General features: G+C 42.4%; 21 protein-coding genes. 11 read left to right on the forward strand and 10 right to left on the reverse strand.

Annotated elements, in window-relative coordinates; all coding sequences use genetic code 11:
- Positions 1-410: 410 nt before the first annotated feature.
- Positions 411-1,355 (forward strand): transaldolase, encoded by a 945-nt coding sequence (locus tag HCZ91_RS00210; protein ID WP_179797215.1) that lies wholly within the window; start codon positions 411-413, stop codon positions 1,353-1,355.
- Positions 1,356-1,465: 110 nt separating this feature from the next.
- The gene (locus tag HCZ91_RS00215; RefSeq protein WP_179797217.1) at positions 1,466-1,933 is read left to right on the forward strand and encodes a hypothetical protein; all 468 of its coding nucleotides are present in this window, start codon (positions 1,466-1,468) and stop codon (positions 1,931-1,933) included.
- A gap of 149 nt (positions 1,934-2,082) precedes the next feature.
- Here the strand turns inward: HCZ91_RS00215 and HCZ91_RS00220 are convergent, their stop codons facing one another.
- Positions 2,083-2,607 (reverse strand): adenine phosphoribosyltransferase, encoded by a 525-nt coding sequence (locus tag HCZ91_RS00220; protein ID WP_179797475.1) that lies wholly within the window; start codon positions 2,605-2,607, stop codon positions 2,083-2,085.
- A 407-nt stretch (positions 2,608-3,014) separates the two neighbouring features.
- Between HCZ91_RS00220 and HCZ91_RS00225 the strand changes: the two genes are divergently transcribed.
- Entirely contained in the window at positions 3,015-3,179 is a 165-nt protein-coding gene (locus HCZ91_RS00225; protein ID WP_057759803.1) for a rubredoxin, read from the forward strand.
- Between the two features lie 27 nt (positions 3,180-3,206).
- The gene (locus HCZ91_RS00230) at positions 3,207-4,256 is read left to right on the forward strand and encodes an alpha/beta hydrolase (RefSeq protein ID WP_057759800.1); all 1,050 of its coding nucleotides are present in this window, start codon (positions 3,207-3,209) and stop codon (positions 4,254-4,256) included.
- Between the two features lie 99 nt (positions 4,257-4,355).
- Here HCZ91_RS00230 and HCZ91_RS00235 read toward each other — a convergent pair whose 3' ends face one another.
- Entirely contained in the window at positions 4,356-5,378 is a 1,023-nt protein-coding gene (locus HCZ91_RS00235; protein ID WP_179797219.1) for a WG repeat-containing protein, read from the reverse strand.
- Positions 5,379-5,844: 466 nt separating this feature from the next.
- Between HCZ91_RS00235 and HCZ91_RS00240 the strand changes: the two genes are divergently transcribed.
- Positions 5,845-6,777 (forward strand): DMT family transporter, encoded by a 933-nt coding sequence (locus HCZ91_RS00240; protein WP_179797221.1) that lies wholly within the window; start codon positions 5,845-5,847, stop codon positions 6,775-6,777.
- Between the two features lie 151 nt (positions 6,778-6,928).
- Here the strand turns inward: HCZ91_RS00240 and HCZ91_RS00245 are convergent, their stop codons facing one another.
- Positions 6,929-8,353 carry a solute carrier family 23 protein gene (locus tag HCZ91_RS00245; RefSeq protein ID WP_179797223.1) on the reverse strand — a complete coding sequence of 475 codons (1,425 nt, stop codon included), beginning with the start codon at positions 8,351-8,353 and terminating at the stop codon, positions 6,929-6,931.
- A gap of 522 nt (positions 8,354-8,875) precedes the next feature.
- Between HCZ91_RS00245 and HCZ91_RS00250 the strand changes: the two genes are divergently transcribed.
- On the forward strand, positions 8,876-10,309 hold the full coding sequence (locus tag HCZ91_RS00250) for an L-serine ammonia-lyase (RefSeq protein ID WP_179797225.1): 1,434 nt from the start codon (positions 8,876-8,878) through the stop codon (positions 10,307-10,309).
- Between the two features lie 114 nt (positions 10,310-10,423).
- Here HCZ91_RS00250 and HCZ91_RS00255 read toward each other — a convergent pair whose 3' ends face one another.
- The 3 genes from HCZ91_RS00255 to xthA all read right to left on the reverse strand — a co-directional run bounded on the left by HCZ91_RS00255 (position 10,424) and on the right by xthA (position 13,410).
- On the reverse strand, positions 10,424-10,822 hold the full coding sequence (locus HCZ91_RS00255) for a DUF4377 domain-containing protein (RefSeq protein WP_101204449.1): 399 nt from the start codon (positions 10,820-10,822) through the stop codon (positions 10,424-10,426).
- A gap of 348 nt (positions 10,823-11,170) precedes the next feature.
- Positions 11,171-12,394: a bifunctional glutamate N-acetyltransferase/amino-acid acetyltransferase ArgJ gene (gene argJ, locus HCZ91_RS00260; RefSeq protein WP_179797227.1), complete on the reverse strand. Its 1,224-nt coding sequence runs from the start codon at positions 12,392-12,394 to the stop codon at positions 11,171-11,173.
- 191 nt (positions 12,395-12,585) lie between these two features.
- Positions 12,586-13,410 (reverse strand): exodeoxyribonuclease III, encoded by an 825-nt coding sequence (xthA, locus tag HCZ91_RS00265; protein WP_179797229.1) that lies wholly within the window; start codon positions 13,408-13,410, stop codon positions 12,586-12,588.
- 205 nt (positions 13,411-13,615) lie between these two features.
- On the opposite strand from xthA, the gene HCZ91_RS00270 reads away from it, so the two are divergent.
- The 5 genes from HCZ91_RS00270 to HCZ91_RS00290 all read left to right on the forward strand — a co-directional run bounded on the left by HCZ91_RS00270 (position 13,616) and on the right by HCZ91_RS00290 (position 20,471).
- On the forward strand, positions 13,616-14,203 hold the full coding sequence (locus tag HCZ91_RS00270) for a thioesterase family protein (protein ID WP_179797231.1): 588 nt from the start codon (positions 13,616-13,618) through the stop codon (positions 14,201-14,203).
- A 7-nt stretch (positions 14,204-14,210) separates the two neighbouring features.
- Positions 14,211-15,047: an ATP-binding cassette domain-containing protein gene (locus HCZ91_RS00275; RefSeq protein WP_179797233.1), complete on the forward strand. Its 837-nt coding sequence runs from the start codon at positions 14,211-14,213 to the stop codon at positions 15,045-15,047.
- 147 nt (positions 15,048-15,194) lie between these two features.
- Positions 15,195-15,971, forward strand: a complete 777-nt coding sequence (gene fetB / locus HCZ91_RS00280) for an iron export ABC transporter permease subunit FetB (protein ID WP_179797235.1) — start codon at positions 15,195-15,197, stop codon at positions 15,969-15,971.
- Between the two features lie 461 nt (positions 15,972-16,432).
- The gene (locus tag HCZ91_RS00285) at positions 16,433-18,130 is read left to right on the forward strand and encodes an AMP-binding protein (RefSeq protein ID WP_179797237.1); all 1,698 of its coding nucleotides are present in this window, start codon (positions 16,433-16,435) and stop codon (positions 18,128-18,130) included.
- 640 nt (positions 18,131-18,770) lie between these two features.
- Positions 18,771-20,471, forward strand: coding sequence for an AMP-binding protein (locus tag HCZ91_RS00290; RefSeq protein ID WP_179797239.1), 1,701 nt, complete (start codon positions 18,771-18,773; stop codon positions 20,469-20,471).
- Positions 20,472-20,560: 89 nt separating this feature from the next.
- Here HCZ91_RS00290 and HCZ91_RS00295 read toward each other — a convergent pair whose 3' ends face one another.
- From HCZ91_RS00295 to HCZ91_RS00310, 4 genes are all read right to left on the reverse strand, one after another.
- Positions 20,561-21,430, reverse strand: a complete 870-nt coding sequence (locus HCZ91_RS00295; protein WP_179797241.1) for an SDR family oxidoreductase — start codon at positions 21,428-21,430, stop codon at positions 20,561-20,563.
- A 121-nt stretch (positions 21,431-21,551) separates the two neighbouring features.
- Entirely contained in the window at positions 21,552-22,316 is a 765-nt protein-coding gene (locus HCZ91_RS00300) for a histidine phosphatase family protein (protein ID WP_179797243.1), read from the reverse strand.
- A 48-nt stretch (positions 22,317-22,364) separates the two neighbouring features.
- Positions 22,365-23,609, reverse strand: a complete 1,245-nt coding sequence (locus HCZ91_RS00305) for a phosphotransferase family protein (protein WP_179797245.1) — start codon at positions 23,607-23,609, stop codon at positions 22,365-22,367.
- A gap of 241 nt (positions 23,610-23,850) precedes the next feature.
- On the reverse strand, positions 23,851-25,101 hold the full coding sequence (locus HCZ91_RS00310) for an acyl-CoA dehydrogenase family protein (RefSeq protein WP_257019930.1): 1,251 nt from the start codon (positions 25,099-25,101) through the stop codon (positions 23,851-23,853).
- Positions 25,102-25,150: the final 49 nt, after the last annotated feature.

Genomic DNA, 25,150 nt, shown 5'->3' on the forward strand with positions numbered 1-25,150 from the left:
TTTCTATTACGTAGGGTAGCACTATTGCCAAATCTGACTGTTTGCTGCTTTTAGTTAAAGGCTAAGCCTGATAATAGAAACTATATTCAAAATCAACCTCAAAACAGTCTATCAAAAACACCTTATATTGCTAGTGCCATTTGGCGTTAATGCTATATTTACTGCCAAATACAGCAGCTTGATACATAGCCGGCTCTACTATAGCAAAAACTAAGGTCAGTGCCCATGCGTAAATGCGTATAAATATACCAACTGTTATTAATATTAGCACAGCTGAGCCAGATAACAGCGACACATAGCATAACTATGAGGCAACACCTGTCCAAAACTGTGTTACAGTTCCAGTTCAGCTCCCTACCCTGTTATATATAAGAGGAGCATCATGTGATTAATAAAAAAAAGGATACCTGATGAGCACATTACAACAGCTACGCACTATGACCACGATTGTTGCTGATACTGGTGACCTTGCCGCTATTGCCCGTTTAAAACCTATCGATGCAACCACCAACCCAAGCCTTATTACCAAGGCTCTGATTCATCCTGACAACCAAGGCATGTTGTCAGAGACCATGAGCCGTCACAATGGTGACGTGGATGCCGTGATCGATGCGCTGACCATTCAGGTTGGCTGCGATATTTTAGAGCTGATCGAAGGCCGAGTCTCTACCGAAGTGGACGCTCGCTTATCTTATGATACTCAAGCGACGATAGATAAGGCACTGGCCTTTATGGATGCTTACCAAAAAGCGGGCATCGATTCAGAGCGAGTATTGATCAAAATGGCGGCAACTTGGCAAGGTATCGAGGCGGCGCGCTATCTTGAGACTCAAAATATCCACTGCAACCTGACCCTACTGTTTGGACAACACCAAGCGATTGCCTGTGCAGATGCTGGTGTGACCCTGATATCACCTTTCGTTGGCCGTATTCTAGATTGGCAAAAACGCCAACAAAGCCGTCAAAACGTACCAGCTTCTGATGACATGGGCGTACAGTCAGTCAAGCTCATTTATCAGTATTACAAACAGCACGGTTACGAGACGCAAGTAATGGGCGCCAGTTTCCGCTCTACCGAGCAGATTTTGGCATTGGCAGGTTGTGACTTGTTGACGATAGCTCCCAACCTCATTGATGAGTTGGCAGCCATGGATACCGAGGTAACTCGCCAACTGTCTCCGAGTATGTCGATGGATATGAAGGCGATGACTCAGGTAAGCTTAACGCATGAAGAGTTTAGTGCTGCGTATCAGCAAGACAAGGTTACACAGGACTTGTTACCTAAGGGTATTGATGGTTTTATCGGAGCGCGTGACGAGCTGGCTAAGACATTGGCAGCCATTCGCGGACAATAATAGCCACACGACAGAGCACGACGGATACTGGGCTGGCACAAAAGATATTTGCCTACTAATAGTAAGTTGGCTATCATTACCTACTTCAAATGACAAGAAGCAAGGCTTATATGAAACGGCTATCAATATTATTGGCAGGCAGTGCTTTAGCGATCAGCGCCCAGGCAGTTAACTGGGTAGAGGTGTCCGAGAGCAGCTCTGGATCAATTTTTAGTATAGATTTGGATTCTATTGAAAGCTCTGACATCAGTATCATAGATGAAAAAGACGTCGAAAATATCATGGTATCTATCCTTAGAACCTATCCTAAAGACAAAGATGCCGATACAAATGACTCGAAGGAAGAAAAAAGCAATATTGACCATAGTGAGCAACAACTACTCATTTCATGCAAAGATGCCAGTTACTATAGACGAGCCTTTGTTAACTACGATGCTGAAGGCAAAGTAACTAAGTCATGGCAGTCAGAAAAACCAATATTGACGACAAAAGACTTTAAAGTCACCACACCAAAGACAGTTGGTCGTACGGTGATAGAGCAGTCTTGTAAAGACTACGAACAAGACGAAGAGCAATAAATATAGCCTACTTAACACAATACTAAAAAACATTAACGCAGTATAAAAAAGCGCCCTGACATAGTATCAGGGCGCTTTTTTATTTGGAGAATCGTTTAGCTATATCGACAATACAACGTGTCTAGTAGTCAAAGAAACTGCAATTCATTTTAAGCTTTTAGTACCGTATAGACAGGTACTGGGAACTCGCCATGCAAGTCAACCAAGTCCAATAATACTAACGCGCCGACCACAGTATGGTCAGCCGATTGACACAGCTCGTAAGCAGTAGTCAACGTGCCACCAGTTGCCAAGATATCATCGACCAATAGTACGCGCTCAGGCGGTAGATTGTTTTGCATCTCAAGCGTGTCTTTACCATACTCCAGTGCATAGGCTTTGTTGGCTACAGGGGGTGGTAGCTTACCTGGTTTACGTAGCAAGATCATGCCTTTGCCTAGACGGCCTGCTAGCATACTGGCAAATACAAAACCGCGCGCTTCTACCGCACCCAGACAATCTACCTCGTCCATAAGCCCTTCTGGCAAAGCGGCAAGTAGCGCGTCAATGACAGCGTCAATATGACTGCGCAGTAACGGGGTAATGTCATAAAAATCAATGCCAGCTTTTGGAAAGTCTGGTACTGTGCGAATAATCTGCCAAAACGGATGGTCAGTATTGAGCACATGAGACATCTCATTGTTGGTGGCGGATGTGGCGGCGGCATTGGTACTCATGATGACCCTTAGCTTATGTATTTAGATGGTTTAGTTAGTTTAGATAAGACAACAACTGGATGATATATCAGCGATAAATGCTAAGCATTACTGTGAATTTAGCGGCGATTATTATAGCATAATTGGTTTTTGTATGGCGGGCTGGCGTCCAGTCTCGTTATTAAGCGCTAATAAGGTAACGTATGTGATTGACTTGATAAAAGAAAAGTCATCTCAATATACAAGTGTAAACTTAACTATGAAAATTGCGGTTATATGCTAAACTACGTGCGTTTTTGCAGTCTAATATAATAGCTGTAATATTAAAAATGAGCGTTTATAGCACGCTGTAACTGTAATACTGGTAATGATCGATAGGACTATTTATGAAACGTTATGAATGTATTGTCTGCGGCTGGATATATGATGAGGCGCTTGGCTGCCCAGAAGAAGGTATCGCACCTGGTACTAAGTGGGAAGACATCCCTGATGACTGGACTTGCCCTGAGTGCGGTGTCGGCAAGCTTGATTTTGAGATGCTTGAGCTGTAGTAGATGACCCTCTAATTAGGACACTTCATGACAAAATCAAATGACATCAATAGTGCCAAATTGCCTGAAACGCTAGATAACAATCTAGAAGATCATCTGAATAACTACCCTACTCCTGAGTGGCGCAAATTTGGGGAGCATCAATGGCGCGACTCTGACTTGAGTAAGCACCTTCGTCAAGCAATGATTGACATCGGTGATGGTATTGAGTTGTGTGTCGAAGCTGGCGGTAACCCCAACAATCCGCCGCTGCTGATGATCATGGGGCTAGGCTCACAAATGATATTTTGGCCAGACAATTTTATTAAGCGCTTTATCGATGCTGGTTTTTTTGTGATTCGTTTTGATAATCGTGATATCGGCTTGTCTTCTAAAGTACAGATAGAAGGCTTGCCGCGTATTAGCCAGCTCAAAATGATGGTTCGTCTACAGACAGGGCTGTCTAACAAAAGCACACAGGTTGCTTATAACTTGACGGATATGGCTGAAGACACCGCACGTTTGATTAAAGCACTCAAGCTTGGTAAGACACACCTGCTTGGGGCTTCGATGGGCGGTATGATTGCACAAATCGTGGCGGCACGTTATCCAAGCTTAGTGCAGCGAATGGCGCTTATGTTTACCACGACCAATCGTGCGTTTTTAAAGCCGCCAAAGCCCAAACAGCTATACACCCTTATCAATCGTCCAGAGAGCCACTCTGAGCGTGATATCGTGCGTCATAGTGTTTGGTTTATGAAGACCGTTGGTACACCAGGTCATGTGAATGTGCGTATGGTCCGTGAAATCGCCAAGATTCGCTATCAGCGCAATTTTCACCCGCTTGGTACAGTACAGCAGCTCAATGCTATCTTAGCATCAGGCTCTATCAGTCGGTTTAGTAAGCAAGTCAAAGCACCGACGATTGTATTACATGGTAGCGCTGATGGACTCCTGCCTGCCTCACAGGGCCGAGTCGTTGCCAAGACCATTCCTAATGCTACGTTCCATCTCATCGAAGGCATGGCACACGATATTCCAGAGTATTATCAGCCTTATATGGTTGACTTAATCAGTAATCATTTATCGAGCAACTAGCTTTAAAAACATCAATGTCAAAAAAAAGAGTGTAAAACCTATCGAAAACTCATAGGTTTTACACTCTTTTTTATTGCCTGTTTAATCTTGGTAATTGCATCAATCACAAGCAACGCCAGCGCCTTCCTTATCAATACACATTTTATTCCCATTCTTTAGGTTGCCAATCCACGCCTTACCACCTATAAATACGAAGGATGGTTTGCCCTGATAGCTATCGTTAGCGTTCACACCATTATTAGCAAAGCGAAAAGGAATCACCAGCTCACCGCCTAAATTGACAAAGCCCCACTCTTCACCGATACGCACGCCAGCATATTCCTCAGAAAACGGACGCACTTCATCAAATGAATACGTAATCATCGTGACATTATTGTCATCGACGAAACCCCATTTACCATCTTGCTGACGCGATTGAAGTGTCGTAAAACGCGTTGGTACAGACTCTAATGCTGCGCTAGGTTTTTCGTTAGAAGAAGTAGATTTATTCACTGCCTGAGTGTCGTTCTGGGCATTTGGATCATTCGCTGCATTACCGTTTCTATCCACCCAACTTGTTGCACGGCCTTTGCGTACACGCGCCACCCCATTACGATAATTATCAATATCATCAATCGCTGCAGAAAATGAGACAACGGTACTATTGGCTGTGTTAATCACACCATAGTTACCCTCTTTTTTTACCACGATACGCCCATCCGATACAGGCCGCGCCCATCCTTGACTCTCTGTCAATATATCGTACATGGCAGGCACGACTTCGCGGCCCTGCATATTGAGATAACCGACGCGACTGTTGCGCAGTACAGGCAACAGTCCACCTGACAGTTTATCGGCATCGACTTTTTGATAACGTGACAAATCCACGACTCGTTTGCCTTTTTTATCAATTAACGCTACCGGCGCACCAAAGTCTTTGATCGCCAAAAAGTAACTGCTACTGGCTGTGCAGGAGACGTTTTTGTAATAACTTTTTGGGATTTTACAACTGGCGGCATGTGCGCTAGGTATCAAAAACCATGCGCTAGATAGCATCGTCACGACAAAACTGTATTGCGATATTTTTGGTAGCAAGCCAGACAATGTATGTGGCTGTTTTTTTGATAGCAATCGTTGAAGCATAAATAAACCTAGACAAATAATATAGATTGTTTGGTATAACAAATCAGACGTTAAGTACATTATATCGTCAATCTACTATACATGTGTTGCATCGTTAATGTCGCTTAAAGTGTTACACACATATTCTCCGTACAGAAATATCACTTGCATACATTATGCTCTTTCATACTCCTACGAATCGTCGCCCTGATACAAATATTTTGATATAAATACTATTACCCAATTATCATAAGCCTATTGTGAAAAACGTAACTATATCAGATACTTTGGTCATTTATTTGCGTCTAACGTGCCCAATAATTTTCCTTACAGCGATAGCATCTGCATTCAGCATAATAAATTGTGGTTTTGCCATTTCATTTTGCGTTTAAAACCACGACAATATGGCTCTATGTCAACATAAGTTCTGACATGATGCAATGATAATAAGAGTGCTGTTATTCAAATACTGTTATAAGGATAAATTATGGCTATTGCTTCAACGCGATCTGCACCTATTGGCTTAGTCATTGGTTGTATCATTTTTGGATTGGGCAGCTTAATTGTCGCTCACGTCGATATTGGTGGTTGGGCCATGTCGTTTTGGCGATTGGCTGTTTCTGGTATTGTATTTGCGGTATTGGCTAAAATAATGGGCCAACGAATGCCCAAATCAAGACGGGCCATTTTTTATGCGCTACTATCAGGGGCGTTTTTAGGATTAGATTTGGCGCTGTGGCATGAGAGTATTTATGCGGTTGGGCCTGGTATTTCGACGCTGCTTAATAGTCTGCAAATATTTTTCTTGGCTGCGATTGGGTTTTTGTATTTTAATGAGCGTCAGTCTATCGTGCAGCTTATTAGTTTGTTTTTAGCCATGACAGGCGTGGCGATGATAGGTAGTCCTGAATTTGCACATAACACCGCTGCGACTTGGGGCTTTGTCACTGGTATTGTGTCAGGTGCCATGTTAGCGGCTTCGATGACCTTTATCCGCAAAACGCATGACACTGAACCGACGCCTATATTTATGCTCATGCAGCTAATCAGTATCGGCGGCGTCTTAGCCATGATTATACCGATGTTTGTATTTGATACAGGTAATATCCTGCCCAATACATGGTCTGAGATTGGCTGGGTGCTTATCTATGGTACGGTGATGCAGTGCTTGGCATGGGGGTTGATTGCCTACTCTATTCCTAAGCTATCTCTAGCACTGACTGGACTGCTATTGTTGACTGAACCTGTTGCAGCCCTTGTCATTGACTATAGTTGGCTAGACAAGCCGATTAACACTTTACAGTGGAGTGGCGCATTACTAACGATGTTTGCTATTTACTTAGGCTCATTGAAACCAAAGCCACGCGCCCTTCGCCGCTATCGATTTTTTTCGAGATTTTATAAGCGAGATTATAAATAGTTCCAATACTGTTGTTCGCTACTACTGCTGCTCAACATTGCCATACAAAAAAGCGCCCATGCTATCGATAGCATGGGCGCTTTTTGTTAGATGAGATATGCTTTGATCGTCTTTATTTGATAGGCGCCAACTTCAATCTCATCAGCATTACTTATTTCGCTTCAGAGCTTTGGTTAAACAAGGCATTCAACACAATAGCGGCTAAAGTAGCAGTACCGATACCGCCTAAATCAAAGCCACCCAAATGCAAGCTAAAATTACCAGTACCCATAATGACCGTTACTGCTGCAATAATCAGATTGCTGTTTTTACTAAAATCAATATGGCTATCGATCCAGATTTTTATCCCAGCAACCGTGATAAGGCCGAAGACAACAATAGAAGCACCGCCCAATAGAGCCGCTGGGATGGTCTGAATGATCGCACCAAACTTTGGTGACAGTCCCAATATGATAGCAACCAAACCTGCTACGACAAATATCGTCGTGCTATACACTTTGGTAACCGCCATGACACCGATGTTTTCAGCGTAAGTAGTAACACCTGTACCACCAAATCCTGCTGAAAAGGTCGTGGCCAAACCGTCCGCCAAAAATGCTCGGCCCATATAAGGCGTTACACGAGCCTTGGTCATGCCCTCTACTGCCTTAAAGTGCCCTAGGTTCTCAGCCACCAAAATAAAGGCCACAGGTGCAATTAGGATAATAGCGCTCATCTCAAAGCGCGGCGTATGAATGCTTGGTAGTCCAAACCATGAAGCGGCGGCTACCGTACTAAAATCAATCGCAGTACCAAAGCCTAGAATATTGGTCATGACGAAATAAGCAACGTACGACAGAACCAGACCGACGAGTAGCAACAGACGACGCAACATACCGCGAGTAAATACTGCAACACCACTAATGAGCAATACGGTCAAGGTAGCCATCCAAGCATCAAACTGATTGGCAGACACCCCTTGAATGGTCACTGGCGCCAAATTAAGACCGATAATCATGACAATCGCACCCGTCACAATAGGCGGCATCAAGCGCTCAATCCAACCTGTACCTGTCTTCATCACTAGCAGACCAATCAATGCGTAAATAATACCGCAGGCCATAATACCGCCTAGCGCAACATTCAAATTGGCATTAAACCCTGCGCCTGCATAAGCGGTCACCGCGATGACTGGACCAATAAAAGCAAAGCTTGATCCCAAGTAGCTCGGCATGCGCCCACCGGTAATCATAAAGAACATTACCGTACAGATACCAGACATCAAGATAGCTAAGTTAGGATCAAACCCCATCAATAAAGGTGCAAGCACGGTTGCACCAAACATCGCAAATGTATGCTGTATACCGAGCAATACGCTTTTTGACGGAGGTAAATAGTCGTTGATACCGACTGGATCACGATCCAAGTCGCCCTTATAAGGACGCCATGTCGGAAACCAACGGCCATTTTCAAAATCTGGATTGTGCGGGTAATTGATAGCGGCTGAATCAATGCCTGCAGACTCCAAGGCATTTTGAGTCGATAGATCTTGAGCGCTATTGTCTGACGTTGATGAAGGGTCTTTTTGAGATGGCATGCGCGCTTGTCCTATGTGAGCTAAGCTAAAGTAATAGGCTAGAATAACTGATAAAATAAGTATATTAATAAATGGATATATTTCTAAGGGCTTGTATAAATAGCAAAACGTTAAGTCTTTCTATCTATAATATGTCATCCTAATTCATTCATTTATGTTGTAATATGACAAACCAAAAGTATTATTTGGTATGATAGCCATATCTTGCTAGATGTATGAATACGGATATGTCTGACTGAAAAATTTAGTCTTTTTTAATCCGTCTTATTTTACGATGATAACCAACTTACAGGATGTTACATAGTTGTTGACTGCGAGCATGATAACGGAGTTTCAAAATAAATAAAAGTTATTATTCGATTGCCCTCAGTGCTCATTTACCTTATAACCTTCATAAATAGTGTCTCGCGCCCACCTATCAATGGTGACTAGGAGCGACGGCTGTCTATTATATTTTTCACAAAAGCGCCCAATGCCATAGATAAAATAGGCTAAAGCGCTTAAAATTTTTGGTGACTTATTATGATCAGTGTTTTTGATTTATTTAAAATCGGCATCGGCCCATCCAGTTCGCATACAGTCGGACCGATGGTCGCTGCAAACTTATTTTTGACCTCGCTAACTGAGCAGATGGAACTGACTGCGGTTAAGACCATTGAGATTGAGCTGTATGGTTCTTTGGCGGCGACTGGAAAAGGCCATGCAACAGATACGGCTATATTGTTAGGACTGCTTGGACATACGCCTAGCACGATAGACACACTCATGACCAGCAGCTACCTATCTCCTATCTTCTCTGACAAAATTCTCAATGTATCAGGCACGCATACGATTGCTTTTGATACAGAGCAAGACATCTACTGGTATGACGATACTGTGCTACCTTATCACCCTAATGCATTGACGCTACGCGCTATCTCAACTGAAGGCGTTCGCTATCAGCAGACGTATTATTCAGTCGGTGGCGGTTTTGTCATTAATGAAGAAGATGCGACTAACCCAGACGAAGATCATGCCAGCCCGACCATCGATAGAGTTCCCTACCCGTTCAATAACGCAGCAGAGCTACTAGAGCAATGTCGTGAGCATGACTTGAGCATCAGCGAATTGGTACTGGCAAACGAATGTCACTTCCATGCCAAAGAAGAAGTTTTTGCTTATCTAGATAGCATTTGGGAAGTGATGCAAGACTGTGTCAAGCAAGGCTGTGAAAATGGCGGTATCCTGCCGGGCGGATTAGATGTAAAGCGTCGTGCCCAAGATTTGCATACACAGCTGTGTGCTGAAAAAGACCAACCTATCACCAAGACTGATAAGTTAGCCGCTATGGACTGGGTCGATTTGTACGCGCTCGCCGTTAACGAAGAAAACGCAAATGGCGGCAAAGTAGTTACAGCGCCAACCAATGGCGCAGCAGGTATCATTCCTGCCGTACTGCACTACTATCGTGATTTTTTGCCCAACTACAGCCAAGATGGCGTTCGTAAATTTTTGCTAAACGCCACTGCTATCGGTAGCCTTATCAAACAAAATGCTTCAATCTCTGGTGCTGAAGTCGGTTGCCAAGGTGAAGTTGGTTCTGCGTGTGCAATGGCAGGCTCCGCACTGGCAGAAATCATGAATGGCACGCCAGCTAAATGCCTAAATGCAGCTGAGATTGGTATTGAGCATAATCTAGGCCTTACTTGTGATCCTATTGGCGGACTGGTACAAGTGCCTTGTATCGAGCGTAATGCGATGGGTGCAGTTAAAGCAATCAATGCGGCGCGCCTAGCCTGTAGAGGTAATGGTCAACACTTTGTCTCTTTAGACAAAGCGATAGAGACGATGAAGCAAACAGGTGCTGATATGTCTGATAAATATAAAGAGACGGCACGAGGCGGTTTGGCAGTTTATGCTGATAATAGAATCCCTACGGCAACGCGCGGCGTCAGTGTCAATTACAGTCAATGCTAATTTGATTTCTCAGAACATCATTTACTAACAATAAACACGTAAAAAGGCCTCTAACAAATTAGAGGCCTTTTTGTCATGTATAACTGGTTTATCGTCTATGTATTGATATCAATATTATTCAGCAGTTTTTGATACCACTTCATTTAGAATCCAAACTGGCTGTACGACATTTGAGCCTTCTGCGGTTACTGCTTCTTGGCGTACATCTAGGACATAACGATAGTTCGGCTCATAGGTAAAGCCTTGAATATTACCGTTTAGCGTGGTGTAGTTTTTCTGATAAGTTTGACGATACTGCAAGCACTGTGATTCGACCATGCTGCCATCAGTAGCAGTTAAGTCACATACTGCTTTACGCGGTGCAATTTCTACTTCAAAACTTGGGATGTTTACTACTTTTACATTCATAGGTTGTCCTTCAACAACCATCGTGCGCTCATCATCCATACTCATCGTAGAGCAACCAGACAGGGCAAAAGTTGTCATCAATGCTGCAAGTGCTAATTTCTTCATTATTCAATCCTCAGATAATTGTTATTGATTCTTTATTAATAGTTTAGTTACTGGCTTAACTACTAACTTATGGTTGCTTAGATAAAATTATTATTTTGAACACCTTATCTTGCTTTGCTACAAGCTAATAAGGTTGTTTGCTTTTTACTGAAACCAGTATAGGTCGCTAGTCGTCCTACCCTCTATGACTACTTTGTAAAGTAACGTCAGCTTTTGCAACTGATGTTAATGAAGCGTATTGAATAGCAGAGTTATTTGCTACTGAGCAGAAGTTTGACATTAAAAAGCCAAAACAAATATTGTTCTGGCTCTTATACAACTATGCAAATTCTGTTTCATGGAGAAGTACTAGCTACGATAATCAGCGTTTATTTTGACGTAATCGTATGATAAATCGCAGGTATATACGGTATCACTGGCATCGCCACGTGCAAGGTCAACATGAATGGTAATCTCAGGTCGACTCATGACTGTTTTGCCCGCCTCTTCTGTATAGTCAGGTGCAACCCCACCATTTTGGCAAATCATTACCTCATCTAGATACACATCGACTTGCTCTGTATCTAGGTCTTCAATACCAGCATAGCCCACTGCTGCTAATATGCGTCCCCAGTTAGCATCACTGGCAAAGAATGCCGTTTTTACTAAGGGTGAATGTGCGACTGCATAAGCCACATCGCAGCATTCTTGCGTGGTTTGACCACCAGTCACCTTGACCGTCATGAATTTAGTAGCGCCTTCGCCATCACGCACAATCAATTGTGCCAGACGAACAAACACATCAGCTAATGCATCAAGTACAGGCTGATAATGTGGATGCTCTGGACTATCAATCACCTCTGAGCTAGCAGCACCTGTTGCAATCAACACACAACAATCATTGGTTGAGGTATCGCCATCGACAGTAATTCGGTTGAAAGACTGCTCATTGATAGCGCTTAGCATTTCTTGCAGTAAGTCAGCGGTGATATTGGCATCTGTCGCCACATAGCCTAGCATGGTCGCCATATTTGGGCGTATCATTCCTGAGCCTTTAGACATACCAGTGACATGATAGCTAGTACCTGCTACATCAATTTTTTGGCTGGCTAATTTAGGAATAGTATCTGTCGTGCGAATGCCATTAGCAGCGGCTAGCCAGCTATCAGACGCTAGATTAGCCAATGCATTATCCAAACCTGCGATGACGGCATCACTATTTAACGGCTCACCAATCACGCCAGTAGAGAATGGCAATATCGTATTGGTATCTACACCGGCCTTGTCAGCCAATGCTGTACAGATATCAATAGCGCGGCGCTTGCCATCAGCGCCCGTACCTGCATTTGCGTTACCCGTATTGGTGACTAAATAGCGCGGACTAACCTTAGCAAAGTGCTCACGCAATACTCGCACTGGCGCTGCACAAAAGGTGTTTTTAGTGGTTACAACCGCAGTAGTAGCTTTGTCAGATATTTCGATAACTACTAGATCATCGCGGTCCTTATAACGGACACCTGCCGCTGTGGCACTGAGTTTAATACCATCGATAGGATAGATAACGTCAGGTACTGATACATTTCCAACAGCCATAATAAAATCCTTATTTCTCAATTTTTATCGTTATTTGTGTAATACGAAGTGATAAATACTATAGTCAGTTTAAGCTTATTCAAATACAAGAAGCACTAGCTTCAGCTCTATAACTAATAAACTGAGTAAGCTGATTATCGTACCTAGTTTACATAAGATTGACTATATATAGGCATCACGGCATATAAGTATTACGCTTTCTTTAAGTCAAATGCTGACCAAATCGGTGCATGATCAGACGGTTTTTCCATAGCACGTAGCTCATAACTGATACCAGCATCAATACATTTATCGATTAGATCCGAGGTACATAGGATATGATCAATACGTAACCCGCGCTTAGGTTCATCGTTGAAGCCGCGACTGCGATAATCAAACCAGCTGTATAACTCAGTGCTCTCTGGATAATGCAGACGGTAAGTATCTGTCAGCTCACGCGACATCAATGCCGAATACCATTCGCGCTCTTCTGGCAGAAATGAGGTTTTTCTATTTTTTAGCCAGCGTTTGGCATTGACTTCACCAATACCAATATCGATATCTTCTGGTGCGATATTCATATCACCCATGACGATAATCGAACGACCTTCCGCTTTTAGCGTATCAATATAAGTCATCAAATTGGCATAATAAGCACGCTTCATAGGAAATTTAGTCGGGTGATCTTGGCTCTCTCCTTGCGGAAAGTAACCATTGAGCACATCCACTTCACGACCTTCAAACTCATAACGTGCATGGATAAAGCGCTTTTGGGCTTCTTCATCTTCGCCAGGGAAACCTTTTTGTACGAATACAGGTGCAGCTTTGGATAATAGTGCAACGCCGTAATGCCCTTTTTGTCCAAAGTACTCGACGTGGTAGCCCAGTCCTTCGATATCGCTAAGCGGAAATTGATCATCATGAACCTTGGTTTCTTGTAGGCCCATGATATCAGGATCGATTACCTCGCGCACCACCTCGAGCTGATGCTGACGTGCACGGATACCATTGATGTTAAAACTGACAAAACGGGTCATAAACTGTCCTATACTGATTGGTTAGAATATAGCGCTCTATAAATGGGTGAAATATAAACGACTATGATAACAAATGTAAGCGGTTCTAGCGGTTGCATGGCCTGAAATCTTGAGCTAGAGTAACTCTATTATAAGCACTATCTATTATTGGTCTATCTGAAACACTTTTATTCAACAATACTTATTAAAAATATCGAGCATCACTATGACAACAATGAAGCAAAAAAATACGACATCAGCCATGAATGATGACCCCAAACCATTATTTGCTAAAGATTATAACGTCTATATTAACCATACTGATGCTGGCGGTATAGTCTATCACGCCAATCATTTGGTGTTTTTTGAAAACTGCCGACGCGACTGGTTTACTGAGCTTGGCTTAAATGGGTATTTTTTGCAGACTGACAGTGGTGAAGTACAGCATTTTGTCGTGAGTCGGGCGGACTTGCAATACAAAAGAGCCATTCTATTAGATGAGGTAATTAGCGTACGTATTGATAAAGTGGAGCTAAAACCTGCCAGCATCATATTTTATCAAAGTATCTATCGCAATCTACCAAATCATAGTACTAACGAAACAGATGATAGCCAGCTACTAAGCAGTACCAAAATTGTCATTGCCTGCGTACAAAACCTCGTCAAACCAGAGCCAATGAGTAATGACGAGATAGGCAGCGATAAACCAGATACTTCAGCGACAACCCCACCAATGCGTCCTATTCGTGTACCAAAAAAACTGCGCGTTACGATCGAACAAGCTATCGCTGAGCAAGTAAATGGTCAGCAGTAGAACTGCTATGAGCATAGATACGGGTAGAGTGTTGCTTGAATTTGATAACCTATGGGTACATAGCCAACGGACGATAAACGCTCAAAGCATTAAAAATAGCAAAGAAGCACTGAAAAAACCTTCTATGTCGTCTAGCATTTATCAAAAATGGACAAGCAAGCTAACCGCAAACACTCCACTGGATAAAGAGCCATCAACTCATGATCGAACGCTAATAAGCGATGCGAGCGGTACGCTATTGTCAGGGCAAGTCACTGTTTTGACTGGAGCGTCTGGTAGCGGTAAATCAGTACTATTGCGAATATTAGCAGGATTATTGCCAATGAGCGGTGGTACTGTTCGTTTGGATGATGGCACGTCAAGTAATGTTTATCACGATATTCATGAGACTTCACCTGTACTGTGGCGCCAGCAAGTTGCCCTACTCGCTCAGCACCCACAGTTGCTAGACGGCAGTGTCCTTGAAAACTTACAAATGCCTTATCAATTGCATGCTCATCAATCGCAGAATTTTGATAGAGACTGGCATATTGCTCAGCTTGAACACTTAGATAGAAGTGCAGATTTTTTGCAACAAGACGCCAAGCATTTATCTGGTGGCGAGCGCCAACTGGTCAATACATTGCGTCTATTACAGTTCAATCCACAAGTTCTATTGCTAGATGAGCCAACTGCTGCTTTGGACATGGGCACTTCAGCACAGCTAGTCAACTTACTCATCAACTGGTTACACGTAGATGCGCAGCGCACACTCCTATGGGTAACTCACGACACAAAAGATATCATGCCTTTGGCAAATAGACATTGGCATATGCAAGCAGGTGTACTCACCGCAGACTCTTGACATCCTCTTGATTGGCAATATTTAATCAAATGAGTAAGTCTTCATGTAGCTGCTCGGACAATTTAGCACGTTAATAACTTCAACCCTCACCATATATTATTACCATAATTACTTCCTAAATAAGCTCATACGAGTGGTACGAATGATATGCAAATTTTTCTCACTTATAGTGATATTGCTCTTGCTAGCAGCCTAATTATCATTGTATTACTCATCTCTTGGCGCTTACGGTTAAGACTAAGCAAGACCCTTTTGATAGCGGCACTTCGTACGATTATACAGCTTAGCTTTATTGGGCTGATACTGGCGTGGATTTTTGCACGTGAACAATGGTATGAAGTACTACTTATCTTAACGGTCATGACTCTAATTGCAGGAAGTGCCGCCAAAAATCGCGTTAAACGCAGCTATAAAGGGTTATTAACAGATACGTTATTGGCAGTCAGTATCTCAGCAATACTAGTAACGGCGATTGCGATTGTAGCGATTTTAAATGTGCAGCCTTGGTATACACCGCAATTCATTATTCCTATATTGGGTCTGATATTAGGGAACTCTCTGACTGCCATTTCGTTGACAAGCAATCAATTGATTGAATCCTTTCATGAGCAATCTGGACGTATCGAAATGATGCTCAGTCTATCTGCTAAGCCATTCGAAGCCGTCCATGAGCAGATAAAAGCAGCTATTACTAATGGCATGACCCCAACCCTGAACTCTATGCTAGTCGTCGGTATTGTTAGCTTGCCAGGCATGATGACGGGTCAAATCCTAGCAGGCGCCGATCCCACTCAAGCCGTACGCTATCAAATAGTCACTATGTTCCTGATATGTGTCAGCAGCACGCTTGGCTGCACCATCAGTGCATTACTTATTTATCGAAGATTCTTTAATAAAAAAGATCAATTTATTTTACCGCAATAATTTTGGCATCTACATTCGTTTGTATTTTATCAACTCACCAATATTAGTTATTTAATCCTTCATTTATGAGATAAAAGAGCCAATATATTCTTATAAGTTAATATATGTACTGCTCAGTATCGCTTACTGTTATTGTTTTAGACTAAATTCATGCTAATGTATTGCTCAAATGTATCGTTTTTTTGATACTTTATTGGTAAGCAGCAGATAAATAGTTTTAGAACGAGCATTGTTTTTTTTACTAAACATTTTATTTGTTTGTTCTATTTAATGCTTTATCTAAATACTCATTAAATAGAATGCTGTTATAGCAGCAAAAAGACTAGCTATTAATCAATAGACAGGGATGCTATTGAATATGGTATATACCACTTAAGTAAATGGTGGTTTGTACCATTGATAGATTGATAACTACCTTTTCAAAATACTTTAGCCTATATCAAATCGCAAGGATGCTAACTATGATATCGAACAAACCTTGGCTTTCTCAATATCCAGCCGGTGTGCCAAAAACCATTAATCCCGATAGATATAGCAGCATCATGGAGCTGTACGAAGAATGCTTCGATCGTTTCCGTGGGCACCCAATGAGCATTTGTATGGGAGTGACTCATACCTATGGTGATATCGATAACGCTTCGATGGCAGTTGCTGCTTGGCTACAGAATCAAGGCTTGCCAAAAGGTAGTGTCGTCGCTCTCATGATGCCAAACGTTCCACAGTATCTGCCCACCATGATTGGAATACTACGTGCAGGCTACGTTTGTACCCCTGTTAACCCACTATATACTGGCCGAGAATTACGCCATCAGCTGAACGATTCTGGTGCTCAAGCAATTTTTGTGGTTGATAACTTTGCCCAAGCGCTTGAGCAAGTCATTGAAGAAACAGCTATCAAACGTGTCATCCTATCGAAGATGGGCGATATGATGGGATTAAAAGGTATTTTGGTCAATACGATTATTCGTCAGGTCAAACGCTTAGTACCCAAGTACAATCTCAATGACCCCAAGTACCACGTCACTAAGCTTCCTGAAGTATTGAAAAAAGGTAAAAACCTACCTTTTCAGCAACCAAAAATGTCTTTGGATCAAAAAGCATTTTTACAATATACAGGCGGTACCACAGGTCTTTCGAAAGGCGCTATTTTGTCGCAGCGTAATATCGTAGCAGCAGCGATGCAATCCGAGGCATGGACTCGCCCTATCACATCAGAAATTAACGAAGTGTATATCAATATGGTGATGGCGCTGCCGCTGTATCATATATTCGCATTCATGCTTAGCCTACTTGGTATGCGTTCAGGCTATACCTTTATACTAGTCCCTAATCCACGCGATATTCCTGGATTTGTTAAAACCTTATCAAAACAACCGTTCCATATTTTCCCTGCGGTTAATACCCTCTTTAAAGGATTGCTCGATAATCCTAACTTTAAAGATTTGGACTTTAGCTCTTTACGTATCTCACAAGCTGGTGGTATGGCGGCTACTGAGCAAACTGCGAATCGATGGTTAGAAGTGACGGGCTGCGCGATGATCGAAGGTTGGGGTATGACAGAAGGCGTTGCAGTTGGTACCGCCAACGTTATTACCAATCGTGAGTTTAACGGTACTATCGGTGTACCAGCCCCTGGTGTCGATGTCATTATTATCGATGAAGACGGCAAGCATGTAGGTTTAAACGAAGGGGGCGAGCTATGTATTAAAGGCCCTAACGTAACCTCTGGATATCTAAATAGAGACAGTAGTGCTGACTTTACTAGTGATGGATACTTCCGCACTGGTGATATCGTCAGCATGGATGACAAAGGTTATATTAAACTGCTAGATCGCAAAAAAGACATGATCTTGGTTTCAGGCTTCAATGTATTTCCGAACGAAATCGAATCTGTGATGCTTGATTGTGATGGTATTCTTGACTGCGCGGTAATTGGCATTCCTGATAGTCATCAAGGTGAAGCGGTCAAAATATACGTAGTACCTGAAGACAATAACGTTACCAAAGAAGTGATTACAGACTTTGCGTTAGACAATCTAACGGGTTATAAGTGTCCACGCCACATCGAGTTTGTGAGCGACCTACCAAAAAGTAATGTCGGTAAAGTACTGCGTCAAAAATTGCGTGAAAAACACAATGCAGACTACCCTCAAGTATAAATAGAGACAATTTTTAAAAAATTCTAAAAACATGAATTTATTTTTACTAAAGGCATCTTACAGTAATTGTAAGATGCCCTTTTGTATATTTATTTTCTGTCATTCAACTATAAAATTTCTCTATTATAATTACTACAAATCTACTTTTATATCCAATTATATGACATTTTTTGAATAAATTTCATGTTAATTACTTGATAAGAAAGTAAATTATTTGTCTAGGTATTTTCTGATTATTCAACATATATTATTTCATTTATCAAATTTAACTGTAAACTATCAAGTTCTTGTATAAGAATAACAGGCACGGTTGTAGTTATGTTAATGTATTGCCAAAATGTGTCACTATACTTTCTGTTATTTTGATCTTATATAATTATGATTCATATCGATTGATTAGCAGCATTACTAGTAGCTATTTTCATTACCAAAACATTAATTGGTTTTTTAATCTGATGAGCTATTTATGCTCTGTGATTAAATCAAACTTTATAAGGGCCCCGTATTTTAGCAGTATGTGAACATATAGGATAGCACTCGACAATTTCTTGCTAACGGAACAGCGATTTAAATTGTTGACATGGATGTGACTACTTTTTTATAGAGCCTTAATTTATTTTAATATTTAAGGACGCTAATCATGACTGTAGATAAACCTTGGCTTGCTCAATATCCGGAAAACGTACCTAAGACGATTAATCCGGATCAGTATGAAAGCCTCATAGAGTTATATGAAGAGTGTTTTAACCGCTTTCGTATGCATCCGATGACTATCTGTATGGGTGTTACGCATACTTATGGTGATGTTGATAACGCTTCACTGGCAGTCGCAGCATGGTTACAGGCTCAAGGTTTACCTAAAGGCAGCGTAGTAGCTCTTATGATGCCGAACGTTCCACAATACCTACCGACTATGATTGGTATTCTGCGTGCAGGTTACGTTTGTACACCTATCAATCCGCTATATACAGGCCGTGAGCTACGTCATCAATTGAACGACTCGGGCGCTCAGGTTATCTTTGTTGTTGACAACTTTGCCCAAGCGCTTGAGCAAGTTATTGAAGAGACCAATATCAAACGTATCGTGCTATCGAAAATGGGCGATATGATGGGTCTGAAAGGTATTTTGGTCAATACGGTGATTCGTCAGGTTAAACGCTTGGTTCCAAAATACAACCTGAATGACCCTAAGTACAATGTCACTAAATTCCCTGAAGTATTAAAAAAGGGAAAAAACCTACCGATTCAAGCACCAAAAACCACCCTACAACAAAAAGCGATTTTGCAATATACAGGTGGTACGACTGGGTTATCTAAAGGTGCTGTCCTAACACAACGTAATGTCGTTGCTGCTGCTATGCAATCAGAGGCATGGTATCGCCCTGTGACCTCAGGTATCAACGAAGTATACATCAATATGATTATGGCCTTACCGCTGTATCATATTTTTGCCTTTATGCTGAGTTTGCTAGGTATGCGTTCAGGTTATACCTTTATTCTAGTACCTAATCCGCGCGATATGCCAGGTTTTGTCAAAACCTTATCAAAACAACCGTTCCACATCTTCCCTGCTGTGAACACTCTATTTAAAGGTTTACTTGACCAGCCAAACTTTAAAGACTTGGACTTTAGCTCGTTACGTATCACTCAAGCTGGTGGTATGGCGGCAACTGAGCAAACCGCAGCACGTTGGTTAGAAGTGACTGGCTGCCCTATGGTTGAAGGTTGGGGTATGACTGAAGGCGTGGCTGGTGGTACTGCCAACGTTATCACTGACCGCAAGTTCAACGGTACTATTGGTATACCTGTACCGAGTGTCGATATTATCGTGGTTGACGAAAACGGTGAGCGTGTTGGCATGCATCAAGCAGGCGAGATGTGTATCAAAGGTCCAAACGTCATGTCAGGATACTTTAATAAAGACAATAGCAATGACTTTACTCGCGATGGCTACTTCCGCACTGGCGATATCGTTAGCATGGATGAAAAAGGCTACTTTACTCTACTAGATCGCAAGAAAGACATGATCTTAGTTTCAGGCTTCAATGTATTTCCGAATGAGATCGAATCTGTCATGCTTGATTGTGATGGTATTGTCGATTGTGCCGTAATTGGTATTCCTGATGAAAATCAAGGTGAAGCGGTTAAAATTTATATCGTACCTGCCGATAATAACGTCACTAAAGAAGTCATCAAAGAATTCGCACTTGAAAATTTGACTGGTTATAAATGTCCACGTCATATTGAGTTTGTCAGTGAACTACCAAAGAGTAATGTTGGTAAAGTACTACGTCAAAAGCTGCGTGAACAGCATATTTCAAATAATCCTCAAACGTTGTAATACTTGCCCTGCTATTTCAGAGCAAATAGAAGAAGCCCACTACAATAATAGTGGGCTTCTTCTTTTCTACCTTAGGAAAACCAATTTGATTAGCTTAGTTTATTCATTACTTGTAATGGCAAGTGCTTCATCGCATGACTGACCATAGACCAAGGTAGGCTCGGCACACAGGCTTCATCTACGCCCGCTTCGATAGCCGCGACAATTGCTTTGGTACCAGTATCTGTATCAACTTCAAATGGTAATGGCTTAGAGCCTTCATTGATTTCAGTACGAATATAACCTGGGTAAATTGTAGAAACTTTAATAGGTAAATTGGTCAAAAGCATATCAGCACGAATGCCTTCTGCTAAGTGAGCCAAGCCAGCTTTACTTGCACCATAGGTCGTCAGATGCCTAGGTAATCCGCGCATGGCTGACATGCTAGATATGACTACCAAATGGCCGCTATTCTGAGCACGGAAGATATTCATAGCTGCTTCACACTGTGCCAGTGCGGCAACAAAATTGACATCAGCAGTGCGGCGATTGGTTTCAAAATGCCCTTTACCAATGCGGCGGCTATCACCAATACCAGCATTGACCACTACTCGCTCAATGCTGCCAAAGTCATCTGCAAAAGCATCAAACACTTGAAAAACCGTATCATAATCACTTACATCTAGTGCTTGGTATTCGACTCGGATATCAGGATACTTGTCTATTATCTCCGATTTTAGATGCTCTAAACGATCAGTGCGACGCGCACATATAGCCAAGTTGTAGCCAAGGCTAGCAAACAATCTTGCCATACCCTCGCCCAGACCTGAACTGGCACCTGTGATAAGCACCGTTTTACCTGTGCCTACTTGCTGCTTACTCAGGTCTTTTAGATAGCTTGTAGGTCGAACCGCGCCTACTATCTGGTTTTTGCTATGGCGCGCACTTTTAGCAACCAATTTTATTAATTTATTTTGCATGTACCGTCCTTTGTATATCGATATTACACAGAATCAAATCGGTATTTCTTAGTATAAGCGTCGATAAGGTTTATACTTTAAGCAGATATGACACTACATTATCCGCAAATCATGTGTAAATTTACCGCCATGTCACAAACGGTTTACCATCAGAGAATAAATGACTGTATTCATTTAAAGACAACAAGCGAGAACTTTGATTTTTTAAAGTAATAGAGGTCACACCCGTATTAACCAAGCTTTTATTCAGCTGATAAGCGGTCTGACTGCCTTGTCGCAATAACTGTGCAGTGATTGCAGCGATGACACCACCTGAAGTGAATACGAGCACGGTGCTGCCCTGATCTAAGCTCATACTTGCTACTTTTGTACGTACTTGTTCAAGGGCTTGCTGTGCACGATTATTAAACTGTGGCCAGCTTTCAATATAATCTTGGTCATTGTCACCAGCATGCCAGCGTTGCATCGCTTGATCAAATAGCTCAGCCAGTCGGGTAGCTGGCGATTCTGCTTTGGCGATTTCAGCTGAGATGTCAGATCGATTGCCCGATGCCGATGCTGACTTAACGAACACGTCTTTATGATTAAATTCATCAAATTGCGGCAGAATATAACTATCAGGCTGATCAAAGTTAATTGCGGGCGCAACAGCTGTGCCATCGCTATTATTGGCATGTACAGACGATTGGTAACGCTCCCAAAAATGACGTGCTGAGTCTTGCTGCCGAACCAACCTACCAGTAAATATGGCATCAATACGGCGCTGCGTAGCTGCATAGTGCTGACCTAACATTTGTGCCTGAACAGTGCCTAGTTCTGAGAGTTGATCATAGTTTTCTTGTCCAAAAGACGCTTGGCCATGACGTGCTAAAAGTATGGTTGTCATAAATTCTTACCTTTTATCATATTTGCTAAAGTACGGTTTGCTGAATGCTTACGCTTCAGGAGAGTCAGGTGCTTTTGCAAAATAACCTTTTGGTAAAATACTTTTGACCACTTTTTGAGCAGGGCTTGGTAACTGCTCGATAGCAGCAGCATCTACGCCTATGTCTTCTAAATGCGGCTGCACATGCGCATTGAATAAGGCTTCGCCTTCATATTGCGCAATCAGTTTCAAACATTTAGCATGCATGACATGTATAACGAGCCAAGCGTTTTTGAACGCTGGATTGGTGGTTTGCTTATGATAATAACGATAGTAGATTTGCTGAATAATGCCTGAGAGGCGGAACAATCCGAACACTTCATAAAAGGTCCAGTTATCTATCTCTAAACCTGACTGTTTTAGATAATATTCAACCACTTCATCACGCGTCATCATGCCTTCTAAATGTGTTGGCTGACGACGGAACTGCTGCATGATGATATTATCATCTTCTTCAATCCAGTAAGCCAACGCACTACCCAAGTCCATCAATGGATCACCAAGGGTTGCCATCTCCCAGTCGAGCACGCCAATAACTTTGGTCGGCTCATCTGCATCAAGTATGACATTGTCAAAGCGCCAATCATTATGAATGATACAAGTTTTGCTATCAGCAGGCGTGTGCTTAGCAAGCCATTGTCTAACCAGTGCAAAGCCCGGTACGTTTGGCGTCTTTGCTTTAACATAACGTTTATCCCAACCACTGATCTGGCGTTCACAGTAACCTTCACCGCGGCCCAAATTGACCAAATCAGGATGCTCGGTATAGTCTATCTGGTGTAGCTCTACCAAAGCGTCTAATACATTGGTACAAAGCAGACGCGTTTGTTCTGGATTTAGATCAATACCTTCTGGTAATTCTGCACGAGGGATAATACCTTCCATCCGCTCCATTACATAAAAGTCAGCGCCGATAACAGCTTCATCCGTACATAGTGCAATCATCTCAGGTACATAAGGATAAGCATCTTTTAATGCTTTTTGAACGGTGTACTCACGCACCATGTCATGGGCAGATTTTGCTTTGGTACCTTTTGGTGGACGACGTAATATGAGATCTTGGTTTTTATCTTCACCTTCATATTGTAGTCGATACGTCCAGTTTGATGCGCCGCCTGAGAACTGAGTGACTGTAGGCTCGCCTACCACGCCGACACCTTGACCACGAAGCCATGCGCTTACTGCTTTGGCATCAAGCTCTTCACCTTCGCGTACGGCACCGCCTTTGTCTAGTACTTTATTATCAGTTGCCATGAGACATTCCTTATCATGTGGTCATTTATTTTTATAACAGATATGCGAGCCAGTTCTCAATTCAGTTTATCTCACTCTTCTCACTATTTTTGAAATGAGGACTCGCTCTAGTGATGAAAAATTCACTACTAAGTCGTTAATAGTGAATTTTCAATTAGCATTTTGATTGGCTTATTCTTGATAGTTGCGTGAGCAAATCGAAACTAACTCACACAACCGTTTGTTAAGATTAAGCTTAAGACTAAGCTTTGTCAGATTTAGCAGAACGACTAAAGCCCTGACGTTTTAACTCTAATTTAGCAATCATGGTTTTATGTACTTCATCTGGACCATCTGCCAAACGTAGTACACGTGCTTGCGCGTAGAAATTCGGTAGCAAAGTATCTTGACACACGCCCATACCACCATGAATCTGAATCGCCATATCGACGACTTCTTGTAGCACAGTTGGCGCCACTACTTTAATAGCAGAGATTTCCGTCAATGCGGCTTTGGTACCCTGAGCATCCATTTTTTGGGCGGCGTACAATGTGAGCAAGCGTGCTTGGTCGATTTTGATACGGGCTTCGCTGATACGCTCAAAGTTACCACCTAATTGCAGTAACGGCTTACCAAAGGCAGTACGCGACATACCACGCTTGACCGCTAACTCAAGAGATTTTTCGGCAGCACCGATACAGCGCATGCAATGATGAATACGGCCTGGCCCTAGACGACCCTGTGCAATCTCAAAACCTTTACCAGGTCCACCAATAAAATGGCTGACTGGCACACGCACATTCTCGAAGCTAATCTCACCATGGCCGTGCGGTGCATCATAATCACCAAACACTTTAAGCATACGTTTGATGTTCACACCTGGTGTGTTGACTGGCACAAGCACCATCGAATGCTGATGATGACGGTCTGCACTTTCATCCGCGGTATATGCCATCACAATCAGGACATCAACCGCTGGATCACCAAGACCAGATGACCACCACTTGCTACCATTGATGACAATCTCATCACCATCTACTACGGCGGTTGCTTGCATATTGGTTGCATCACTTGACGCCACGTCAGGCTCAGTCATACAGAATACAGAGCGTGTCTTACCTTCTAGGATTGGGGTAAGCCACTTGTCTTGCTGCTCTTGAGTACCGTAACGCCACAACAGCTCCATATTACCGCTATCAGGGGCATTGCAGTTAAATACATGAGGTGCTAGCAAGCTACGACCAGTCAACTCTGCGATAGGCGCATAATCAGTGACTGACAGTCCTGCACCTAACGTATCATCTGGTAGGAATAAATTCCACAAGCCCTCTTCACGTGCTTGCTTGCGCAGGTTTTCGTAGGCTTCTGGCCACTCCCAGTTTTCCCAATTACCATCAGGGTTTTTCTTATGACATTCTTCCCAGAATTGGGCTTCGATGGGTTCAATATGCGTCTCAATGAACGCTTTGACTTTGGCATGCATGGATTGACCATGTTCTGTTGCGGTAAACATTAAATTGTCGTTAGACATAAATGACTTCCTTTTCTTTATTGATTGTCTG

Source organism: Psychrobacter sp. BI730 (genome assembly GCF_013414195.1).
GTDB lineage: Bacteria > Pseudomonadota > Gammaproteobacteria > Pseudomonadales > Moraxellaceae > Psychrobacter.